Annotated in this window: 7 protein-coding genes; 2 read left to right on the top strand and 5 right to left on the bottom strand. The window is 72.5% G+C overall.

Features of this window, described 5'->3' with window-relative positions; genetic code table 11:
- Nucleotides 1–1,152 precede the first annotated feature (1,152 nt).
- Nucleotides 1,153–1,578, top strand: coding sequence for an SMI1/KNR4 family protein (locus tag ACZ51D_RS41445; protein WP_465665466.1), 426 nt, complete (start codon nt 1,153–1,155; stop codon nt 1,576–1,578).
- A gap of 260 nt (nt 1,579–1,838) precedes the next feature.
- Here the strand turns inward: ACZ51D_RS41445 and ligD are convergent, their stop codons facing one another.
- The 5 genes from ligD to ACZ51D_RS41470 all read right to left on the bottom strand — a co-directional run bounded on the left by ligD (nt 1,839) and on the right by ACZ51D_RS41470 (nt 9,289).
- A complete protein-coding gene (ligD, locus tag ACZ51D_RS41450; protein WP_465665468.1) occupies nt 1,839–2,780 on the bottom strand; it encodes a non-homologous end-joining DNA ligase in 942 nt (313 codons plus the stop codon).
- 150 nt (nt 2,781–2,930) lie between these two features.
- A complete protein-coding gene (lexA, locus tag ACZ51D_RS41455; protein ID WP_465626442.1) occupies nt 2,931–3,608 on the bottom strand; it encodes a transcriptional repressor LexA in 678 nt (225 codons plus the stop codon).
- Between the two features lie 106 nt (nt 3,609–3,714).
- The gene (locus tag ACZ51D_RS41460) at nt 3,715–6,999 is read right to left on the bottom strand and encodes an error-prone DNA polymerase (RefSeq protein ID WP_465665470.1); all 3,285 of its coding nucleotides are present in this window, start codon (nt 6,997–6,999) and stop codon (nt 3,715–3,717) included.
- A 66-nt stretch (nt 7,000–7,065) separates the two neighbouring features.
- Nucleotides 7,066–8,601 (bottom strand): DNA polymerase Y family protein, encoded by a 1,536-nt coding sequence (locus ACZ51D_RS41465; RefSeq protein WP_465665472.1) that lies wholly within the window; start codon nt 8,599–8,601, stop codon nt 7,066–7,068.
- A gap of 1 nt (nt 8,602) precedes the next feature.
- A complete protein-coding gene (locus ACZ51D_RS41470; protein WP_465665474.1) occupies nt 8,603–9,289 on the bottom strand; it encodes a hypothetical protein in 687 nt (228 codons plus the stop codon).
- A gap of 127 nt (nt 9,290–9,416) precedes the next feature.
- On the opposite strand from ACZ51D_RS41470, the gene ACZ51D_RS41475 reads away from it, so the two are divergent.
- Nucleotides 9,417–10,376, top strand: a complete 960-nt coding sequence (locus ACZ51D_RS41475; protein ID WP_465665476.1) for a DNA-3-methyladenine glycosylase family protein — start codon at nt 9,417–9,419, stop codon at nt 10,374–10,376.
- Nucleotides 10,377–10,445: the final 69 nt, after the last annotated feature.

The following is a 10,445-nucleotide window of genomic DNA, read 5'->3' on the forward strand; positions in this document are numbered from 1 at the left end:
GCGGTTTGCAACGCAGCGGAGAGGAATCTGACGCAGTCGCGCGTGCGAAAAGCGTCTGATGTCCCAGGGCGGGAGCCGACGGCTGGCCCGGGGCACCGGCGCGGAAGAACCGGCACGGTGAACCCCGGGCCCGGCGGCATCTCAGAGGCTGCGCCGCTGGTAGCAGACGTAGGAGCGGTTGGCGACGGCGCCGGCGCCGGCCAGGGCAAGGGCCCCGCCGCAGGAGAGCGCCTGTCCGTGAATGACGATGGCCATCGCTCCCGGAACGGCCACCAGAAGCCCGAACCTCAACATTGCCCAGCAGTCAACGACCTGCCGGGTTTCACGGGCGCGCAGATCAGGCATGTTAGTTTCGGGGCATCCCGCCGCCGGGAGCATGAGAGCCCGTCGGCCACTGCGGTCAAGAGTCATCGGAACTCCTTGGTCGTGATGATGTGTCAGCGGCTGAGCCCCGGCCCCGGTTACCAGGCCATTGGTCCGGGGCTCATCCGTACGGGGACCCTACCCCCCTGTCCGACACGCTGAGTCGAGCATTCATCACGTAAACGAACCGCCGATACGACCGTTCAATCCCATAAGTGCCCAGACACGGTCAGTACTGATCGACGGTGGCGCAAGTTCGGTCGAACGCCACCGGAAAACGGCCTGAAGCTGAGACGCCCCGCTCAAATCGGCCAGCGCAAGTGCCAACCGGACGAAACTCAAAACCTCCCGCAACCCGGCTCGTCCACCTCCCCGGCACACAGTGCCTGAACGGGCATTCATGCCAGAGCGGACACACCCGGGACCGCCGGGAAGCCACAACTGCACGGAGCGCGATGCCCGGGCTACCGGTCGGTGAGCCCCCGGGGTATGAATCGGCCGGGCCTTGGCCATGGGGACGGCCCCGGGCGGCGCGGTGTGTTTGATCGAGGCAGTTGTTACCAGGCGCTTCCCGCGGGCTGCGCCTTCTGCCCGCCTTGATCGCGCTGACTGCTACTAGCTAAGAGCTGTCCCGCCATGCCCTACGGCCGGCGAGCGGCTGACTCGGCCGGGACCGTACTGTTCATTCGGTGATCAGTCACGCTGGTCGAGTCGCGGTCCTCGGCCCACGTTGACGGGGTTACAGGTCGGCTCGATCACGGGCCCCGGCTCATGGAGGTCGAACCAACTATGTGGACCGAAGCCGTTTCGGCCCTGTCCGTCACAGCGGTCCTCCAGCCCCCTGCATCGGAGTCCTCACTGATCCGCTGTGCCACGATCCTCGGTCACCCACTGCCTGCGGACCTGGTCGCGCTGCTCCGCGAAAGCGACGGCATCGAGGGCGAGTACGGAGACGGGCTCATCTGGTCGGCCGAGCGCATCGCCTCCGAGAACCAGACCCTTCGCGAGGACACCGAGCTCGCCACCCTGTACATGCCGTTCGAGCCACTGCTCTTCTTCGCGGACGCGGGGAACGGAGACCTGTTCGCGCTCCTCCCCAGGATCGACCGGCCCGATGTCTTCGTCTGGAACCACGATGACGACAGCCGCACCTGGGTGGCACCCAGCCTGGTCAAGTACCTCGAATGGTGGCTGACGGGTCAGATCAAGCTGTAGGACCACGCCTCACGGCCCACCCGATCCAGAGGGCGGCGGACTTCGTGCGGGACAGCCTCGCGTCACTGCTCCCTAATCCTCCCCAGGTCACGGCCGGCCAGGTCGTGGCTGCTGGGTAGCGACCTCCGCAGCGTCCCTCACGGCACTACGACCAGAGCCCAATTCCTCTTGGAGCGGGATTCGGTAGGGGTACGGTCACAGACGTCGCGACCAGGTGACAGCTATCGCGACCGCTCACATCGGCCGCGGCCAGAGCCGGTTCAGCGCAGGCCGCGCCACACGGGCTGGCGGAGGCGGCCGGCGTCGGTGAGTTCGAGGAACTCGACCTCGGCGCGCAGCTCGGGGCGGACGAATCGGACGATGGTGCCTCGCGGCAGTCCCAGCCCGGCGGCGGTGAACGGGGATACCGGGGAGTCGATGCGCCGCAGGACGGCGGCGAGGGCGCGGCGTTCCGCTCCGGCGAAGCCGGTGCCGACCGAGCCGACGAATGTCAGCGGGCCTTCGGCTTCGAGTGGGACGCCGACCAGGACCGCGCGGACCGACGCTTCGCCGGGGCCGGGCAGCCAGCCGCCGATCACGACGTCGGCGGTCCTCAGATGCTTGATCTTGATCCAGTCTCGGGAGCGTGCGCCCGGCCTGTACGGGGAGTCGGACCGTTTGGCGACGACACCTTCCAGTGCGTGCTCCCGTGTCCAGCCGAACGCCTCGGCGACCGAGTCCCACGTCGGCGGCACCCGCAGGCCCGGCCGCTCCAGTTCGAGGTTCTCCAGCAGTTGGCGCCGCCGCACGTACGGCTCCGTGAGCTGTGACCGGTCCGCAGTGTGCAGGAGGTCGAACGCGACGAACAAGGCCGGTGTATTCGCTGCCCCGGCCCGTACTGCGGCGGGGCTCGTGCGGTGGACACGACCCTGCAGCGCAGCGAACGAGGGGCGGCCTGCGCGCATGACCACGAGCTCGCCGTCCAGGATTAGCGGCCCGCGGAGCGTCAGGGCCTCGGCCACCTCCGGGAACCGGTCGGTGAAGTCCGTGCCGTGGCGGCCGAGCAGCCGGACCGGCGCGGCCTCGGGCACGTAGGCCACGCACCGCACCCCGTCCCACTTCACCTCTCCCATCCACCCCGGCCCGGATGGCAGTGGGCCGGCCGTGGCGAGCATCGGCTCGACGTGCGGCAGTCTCACCTGCGCGGATCCCCGGGGACTCATGCTTCCAGGGTGCAGGTGGCCGGACCCGTCGTGGGGCCGGATGCGGCCGGTCGGCCGACACCGCGACCCGGGCACGCCACGGCGGACTCGTGAGCGTCCCCAGGAGATCGGGACGAACCGCGGACGTCCGCAGGTATGGGCTGTGGTGGGTCAGAGGCGGCGCAGGACGGCGACGACCTTGCCAAGGATGGTGGCGTTGTCGCCGTTGATGGGTTCGTAGGCGGGGTTGTCCGGCATCAGCCAGGTGCGGCCGTCCTCGCGCTTGAGGCGTTTCACGGTGGCCTCGTCGTCGATCATGGCGGCCACGATGTCGCCGTTTTCGGCAACGGGCTGACGGCGCACGACGACGGTGTCCCCGTCGGCGATGGCCGCCTCGATCATCGAGTCGCCGCACACTTCCAAGGCGAACAGCTCTCCGCCGCCGACGAGTCGGCGTGGGAGAGTGATCTGGTCCTCGATCGTCTGCTCGGCGAGGATTGGGCCGCCGGCGGCGATCCGGCCGACCAGCGGTACGGAGACGCCGATCTGAGCGGGCTGCGGCATGGGGCCGGGGTCGTCATTGAGGAGGCAGTAGGCGCGGGGCCGGTGCGGGTCCTTGGCGACCAGGCCCAGCTTCTGGAGCCTGGCGAGCTGATGGGCGACCGAGCTGGAACTGGACAGTCCCACGGCTTGGCCGATCTCGCGGACGGACGGCGGGTATCCGTGACGTTGGACATAGGTCCGGATCGCTTCGATCACCCGGCGCTGGCGCTCGGTCAGCCCGTCGTCGCCTACGCGGACACCCTTGGGCCGGCCACTGCGGGCACGGGGGATGCTGGTGTCGTCCATCGTGGTGCCCTTTCGGTCGTTCGGGGGGACTGTATCCCGTTTGGGGATGAATGGTCACCCGGGTTGGTGCGGTGACCTGCGGGAACGCGGTTGTTGTCGTGTGTGGTCATCGGAAGTCACGGCTGCGGGCGCCGGGGGCGAGGGTGAGTGGGGTGAGGCGGGTGGCGACGAGGTTGACGGCGCCGTCGCGGCGTTCGGCGGTGCCGTGGACGAGCAGGCCGGCGGCCTGGGTGGCGGTGCGCCGGTGGCGTTCCCACACGTGCGGCTGGCAGACGACGTTGACCAGGCCGGTCTCGTCTTCGAGGGAGATGAACAGGACGCCTCCGGCGGTGGGTGGGCGCTGGCGGTGGGTGACGAGTCCGCCGACGGCAACCAGCGCGCCGTCGGCGGCGGCGGTCTTGAAGCCGGCGGCGGTGAGCGCGCCGCACCGGTCCAGGTGGGAGCGGGCGTGCTGGACGGGGTGGCCGGTGGCGGAGGTACCGGTCGCCCACAGGTCGGCGATGGTCTCCTCGATGGCGGTCATCTCCGTGAGGCCGGCCGGGGCGGTGAGGGCGGGAGCGGTGCCGGGGAGCATGCCGTCGCTGGTGCGGGCGAGCAGGCCTGCCGACCACAGGGCCTGGCGGCGGGTCACGCCGAGGCCGGCGAACGCTCCGGCGGTGGCGAGGGCTTCGAGGAGGGGTGCGGGTAGGTCGGTGCGGCGCGCGAAGTCCTCCAGGTCGGCGTAGGGGCGGTGGGCGGCGATCGCGTCGGCCTGCTCGGTGCCGAGGCCCCGGACGGCGGCGAGGCCGAGGCGGATCGCCGGCCCGCTTGCCGCGTCGCCGGTGCCGGCGGGGTCGGGCTCGAGGGTGGGCTGGGCGTCGCTCGCGTTGACGTCGGCGGGCAGGACGGTGACGCCGTGGCGTCTGGCGTCGGCGACCAGGGTCAGCGGTGAGTAGAAGCCCATCGGCTGGTTGGCCAGCAGAGCGCAGGTGAAGGCGGCCGGGTAGTGGTGCTTGAGCCAGGCACTCGCGTACACCAGCAGGGCGAAGGAAGCAGCGTGGCTCTCGGGGAAGCCGTAGCCGGAGAACGCCTCGATCTTGCCGTAGACATCCTCGGCGACCTCGGACGGGATGCCGCGCTCGGCCATCCCCGTGAGCAGGCGCTCGCGCAGCTCGGCGACCCGCTCGTGGGAGCGTTTGGAGCCCATCGCCTGACGCAGCTTGTCGGCCTCGGCGGGAGTGAACCCGGCGCAGTCGATGGCCAGTTGCATCATCTGTTCCTGGAACAGCGGCACTCCGAGAGTCTTCTTCAGCGCTCGCTCCATCAGGGGGTGCGGGATGGTGGCCTTCTCGCGGCCGTTGCGGCGGCGGATGTAGGGGTGGACGGATCCGCCCTGGATGGGTCCGGGGCGGATGAGGGCGACCTGGACGACGAGGTCGTAGAAGCGGCGCGGGCGCATCCGTGGGAGTGCGGTGGCCTGGGCGCGGGACTCGACCTGGAAGACGCCGACGGTGTCGGCGCGGCAGAGCATGTCGTAGACGGCGGGGTCGTCCGAGGGGATGGTGGCGAGGTCGTGGCGGACGCCGTGGTGTTCGGCGATCAGGTCGCAGGCGTCGTGGAGGGCGGAGAGCATGCCGAGGCCGAGCAGGTCGATCTTCACCAGACCGGCTTCGGCGCAGCTGTCCTTGTCCCACTGGAGGACGGAGCGGCCGGGCATGGTGGCCCACTCGGTGGGGCAGGTCTCGGCGATCGGCTCGCGGGTGAGGACCATGCCGCCGGAGTGGATGCCGAGGTGACGGGGCAGTCCGCGCAGCTGGGCGGCGAGGTCGCGCACGTCCGCCGGGACCGGGGCGTCAGGGGGCGGCATCTCGTGCCAGCCGGTCTCGCGCGCGAAGCGGTCGAGGTCGCCGGGGGCGTAACCGAGGGCGCGGGCGGCGTCGCGGATCGCGAGGCGGGGCTGGTAGGTGATGACGTTGGCGACCTGGGCGGCGTGGTCGCGGCCGTAGGTGTCGTAGACGTACTGGATGACCTCTTCGCGGCGGCGGTGCTCGATGTCGAGGTCGATGTCGGGTGGTCCGTCCCGCTCGGGTGACAGGAAGCGTTCGAAGAGCAGGCCGTAGTGGATCGGGTCGACGCTGGTGATGCCGAGGGCGTAGCAGACGGCGGAGTTGGCGGCCGAGCCGCGGCCCTGGCACCAGATGTCGGTGCGGCGGGCGAAGTCGACGATGTCGTGGACGATGAGGAAGTAGCCGGCCATGCCGAGCTGGTCGATGACCTGCAGCTCGTAGGCGATCTGGCGGTGGGCTTTCTCGTTGTCCGGCGCGAAACGCTCGGCGGCGGCGCGCAGGGTGAGGTGGCGCAGCCAGGTGGCCTCGGTGTGGCCGTCGGGGACGGGGAAGCCGGGAAGGGCTGGGGCGAGGTCGCGGAAGTCGAAGGCGCAGGCGCGGCCGAGGTCGACGGTGGCCTGCTGGGCGCCGGGCCAGGGGGTCAGGAGGGCGGCCATCTCCTGCGGGGAGCGCAGGTGGGCTGCGCCGGCGGCGGCAAGGTAGGGCTCGGCGTCGGCCAGGGAGCGGTTCTGGCGCAGTGCGGCGAGGGTTTGGGCGAGGCGTAGTTGGGCGGGGGAGGCGTGGTGGGCGGCGGTGGTGGCGATGAGGGGCAGGCCGAGGCGGGTGGCGAGGGTGGCGAGGGTGTCGTTGCGGTCGTCGTCGCCGGGCATGCGGTGGTCGGTGAGTTCGACGTAGAGGTTGTGGTGGCCGTAGCGGTCGGCGAGGGCGCGCAGTTCGCGTTCGGCGCCGGCTTCGCCTTCGGTGTCCAGGGCGCGGCGTACGGCGCCTTTGCGGCAGCCGGTGAGGACGGCCCAGTGGCCCTGGTGGGCGTGGGCGAGGAGGTCGCGGTCGTAGCGGGGGCGGCGTTTTTGGCCGCCGGCGAGGTGGGCGTCGCCGATGACCTTGGCGAGGCGGCGGTAGCCTTCGGCGCCGCGGGCCAGTACCAGGAGGTGTTCGCCGTCCTGGTCCGCAACACCGGTGGGCGCGAGCGCTGCGTCCAGCGTCAGCTCTGCGCCGAAGACCGTGCTGATGCCGGCGCGGCGGGCTTCGGCGGCGAGGACCGGGGCTGCGTAGAGGCCGTCGTGGTCGGTGACGGCGAGGGTCTCGATGCCGAGGCGGGCGGCCTCGTCGACGAGGGCGGCCGGGTCGCTGGCGCCGTCGAGGAAGGAGTAGGTGGTGTGGACGTGGAGTTCTGCCCAGCCCGGTCCGGCCGGCGGCGCGGCGGGCCGGAGTGGAGGGGCGGGCTCGGCCTGCGGGCCCGGGCCGGGAAAGGGAAGGACCGTACGGTCACCGCGGGGCTGCGGGGCGCCGGCCAGGCGGCGGTGCAGCTCGCCCCAGGGGGTGTGGGGGTGGTTGGTGAAGCCCATCGTGCTCGTCCAGGTGGTGGTTCTCGGTCGTGGACAGGGCCGGCGGTGCCGGCAGGTGAGCGGGTGTCAGGTGTCGTAGTCGCCCTCGATCGTCCAGCGCCCGCCCGTGACGGCCAGCAGTAAGGCGCGCCCGTCCTCGACGACGACCTGAATCCGGGCGGTGCGCCGTGCCTGCTCCGGGTCCCACCAGCGTTCCTGCTCCGGCCACGGCCCGGCCCAGCCCACCACCCGCGCGCTGTCGCCGGGCAGCACCAGGCGTGCCGGGGCCGAGCGCACCTCGGCGCGAGCGGTCACTTCGACGTCGCGTCCGTCAGCGTCCAGCAGCCGCACCGCCGACGGCGTCGGCGGCACGTGGGTCGGGGACGGCGCGGGAAGCCGCCCGGGCCAGGGACCGTCCGCACGGCGCTCCTGATGGGCGTCGCCCCACGGGGTGCGCACCACCCGGTCACCCGGTGCCCGGCCGCCGGCCAGGTCGAGGGTCACCGGCGCGCCGTGACCGAGGATCGCCTGCACGCGAGCCACCGCCCGCTCCGCGCGCTCCCGCGCCTCTTGGTCACCGTCCATGAGGGAGAGCTGACGGCCCGGGTCGCGCACCAGACCGTCGGGAACCAGGCGCAGCACCGTCACCCCGCCCGCCCGCTCGTCGAACAGGGCGCGCTGCTGCCAGGCCTGCAGCTGCCAGCGCACCCGCTCGGCGACCGCCCCGACCGACAGGACACCCTCGTGGCGCCACGCCCTGCCGGCGGTGGTGCCGTCGGCGCACTCGATCTCCACCTCGACGCGTTCGCATGCCAGGCCTGCTGCGGCGAGGCCTGCGTGCAGGCGCTCCGCGAGGCCACGTGCGTGGAAGACCATCGGCTCGGCGAGCGTCATGGGCTCCTCGAACCGTTCCTCGGCTGTCAGGTCCACCCCCGGCGGCCGGGCAACGACCGGCCTGGCCTCCAGGCCGCGCGCCAGGCGGTGCGAGAGCAGGCCCGCCTGGCCGAAGCGGTCCGCCACGCTCGCGGCCGACAGGGCCCCGAACTGGCCGAGCGTCATCAGTCCGAGCCGGCCCAGCAGGTCGGCCAGCCTCTGGTCCCCCAGCTCGGCCACCGGGTACGGAGCCAGGAAACGGGCACTTTCCCCTTCGGGGACGATGCGCTGCGTGCGAGCGGCCAGCCGTGCGGCGAACAACCCGTCGGCGACGCCGACCCAGCAGGGATGCCCGGCGGCCTCGACCGCGTCCATCACCCGCTCGGCCAGCACGTCCTCGCCGCCGTGGAAGCGCGCCGCACCGGCGGCCGCGAGCGCCAGCAGCCCCGGGCGCACCACCTCCAGGTGCGCGGCCAGCGCGCCGACGGCATCCGCGACCGGCTCGAACCGGCGTGCCTCGGCGTCCAAGTCCCGGTCGAAGATAGTCAGATCCGCGACCAGGGACTGGGCGGAGCGCACCTTCTGCCCACCGCGGACCCCGGCAGCGCGGGCCGCACCACTCGCGGCCAGGATCCGGCCGTGCTCGGCCACCGCCGCCAGCCGTCCCGGCTCCGGCTCTTCACCGAGTACCGCGACCACGGGCCAGTCCGGAACCCAGCCGACCATCAGCCGCGCCACGTCCTCGCCCATCTCACACCACCACCAGCGGAGCCCGATCCGTGAGCACCGGCCGGTCCATCCCGCCCACAGTGCCGGCCGGCTGCTCGACGGCGCGGACCACACCCTGCGCGTCCGGAAGCCACAGGCCGACCCGGCGCTCGCGCGCAGCCGCGCCCCGCCCGCCGGCCTCCACCACCAGTTGCCGTGCCCGCAGCCGGCCCCGCCCCTGCCGCAGCCCCTCCCAGTGCCGCGCCACCACCCGCAGCCGCACCCGGGCCCCCGGCCACTGCCCCGCCACCACCACCGCGCACCCGCTGCGCCGGGCCACCGTGACCAGGCGCTCGGCGACCGGACCGGGCGGCGGGGCGCCGTTCAGAAGGATGATCCCGAATCCGTCGGCGAGTGCCATCGCGACCTCGGCCCGCCGTTCGCGTGGGGCGTCGACCACCACCAGGCGGCCGATGTCGACGCCGAGCTCCGCTGCCGCGAGCGCCCCGATCCCGTCGAAGCCGAGCGCCGCGCAGTACAGGCCGGACGTCGTCGCGGCGGCGGCGAGCGCGAGCACCAGCGCGGTCGCGCCGCCGGTCACCGACACGACGGCGCCCGGGCGCAGCCCCCGCTCCGGGAGAAGGTCCTCCAGGGCGGGCAGCACCGGGACCAGCGGTCCGGGACGGGAGAGCTGGAGCCGGGGGGCCAGCGCTGCGAGGGTTGCGTTCACACCCCCAGCATCGAACATGCGTACGAAAATGAGCAAGCGGAATCGCATCTCTCATTAAATCGGTCACCCGTTCGATCGAAGGTCGTTACTGCAGGTCACAGCCCCACCGGTGCGGTACTGTCCCGGCATGCCGCACCCCGGCGGCAGGGGCACACAGCGCGAGGAGGCCGGACCGTTGGAACCGATCCGTCGCACCTGGCGGCCGCCGTTCCCGCTCGACCTCGCCCAGGCCCTCGGCCCGCTGCACCGCGGCGCCGGCGACCCCGTTTCCGCGTGGTCGACCGGCGAACTCTGGCGCACCTTCCGCACCCCGGCCGGCACCGGCACCCTGCGCGTCACCGCCCGCCCCGCCGCCAGCGAGGTCTCCGCGCAGGCCTGGGGCGAGGCCGCCCACTGGATCCTGGAGCGCCTGCCAACCCTGCTCGGCGGCAATGACGCCCCCGAGCAGCTCGTCCTGCCGCCCGGACCGCTGCGCGAGGTCCAGCGCCGCCACCCCGGCCTGCGGCTGTGCGCCACCGGCCTCGTCCTGGACTCCCTGGTACCCGCGATCATGGAGCAGAAGGTCACGGTGACCGAGGCACGGCGGGGCATGCGCTACCTCGTCCGGCGCCACGGCACCCCGGCGCCCGGACCCCGCCCAGACCTGTACGTGATGCCCTCAGCCCGCGCCTGGGCCGCGGTGCCCAGCTGGGAGTGGCACAAGGCCGGGGTCGACCCGAAGCGCGCCTCGACGATCCTGCGCGCCGTCCGCCTGGCACCGCGACTCGAGGAGGCCTCGGCGATGACCAGCCCGCAGGCCTTCGAGCGACTCATGACGGTGCCCGGCATCGGCATCTGGACCGCGGCCGAGACCCTCCAGCGCTCCAACGGCGACGCGGACGCCGTCTCCGTCGGCGACTACCACCTCGCCAATCACATCGGGCACTACTTCACCGGACGTGCCCGCAGTACCGACGAGCAGATGCTCGGACTCCTCGCGCCCTACGCAGGCCAGCGTCACCGGGTCTGCAAGCTCGCCTTCCTCGCCGGCGCCCGCGCTCCCCGCTTCGGTCCCCGTCTCGCCCCCAACGACCACCGTCACCGATGAGCAGGCCGACCCGGGCTCGTCGGTACTGGCCCGGTGACGACGGCCGCCCGCGCTAGCGTGGAGAAGAAG

The organism is Kitasatospora sp. NPDC033851, from assembly GCF_055576085.1.

What these genes read in the sequence shown, in the direction of transcription:
- ligD (WP_465665468.1), bottom strand. Translation starts at nt 2,780, where the DNA reads ATGAGTCCCCGGGGATCCGCGCAGGTGAGACTGCCGCACGTCGAGCCG.
- ACZ51D_RS41460 (WP_465665470.1), bottom strand. Translation starts at nt 6,999, where the DNA reads ATGGGCTTCACCAACCACCCCCACACCCCCTGGGGCGAGCTGCACCGC.
- ACZ51D_RS41445 (WP_465665466.1), top strand. Translation starts at nt 1,153, where the DNA reads ATGTGGACCGAAGCCGTTTCGGCCCTGTCCGTCACAGCGGTCCTCCAG.
- ACZ51D_RS41475 (WP_465665476.1), top strand. Translation starts at nt 9,417, where the DNA reads ATGCCGCACCCCGGCGGCAGGGGCACACAGCGCGAGGAGGCCGGACCG.
- lexA (WP_465626442.1), bottom strand. Translation starts at nt 3,608, where the DNA reads ATGGACGACACCAGCATCCCCCGTGCCCGCAGTGGCCGGCCCAAGGGT.
- ACZ51D_RS41465 (WP_465665472.1), bottom strand. Translation starts at nt 8,601, where the DNA reads ATGGGCGAGGACGTGGCGCGGCTGATGGTCGGCTGGGTTCCGGACTGG.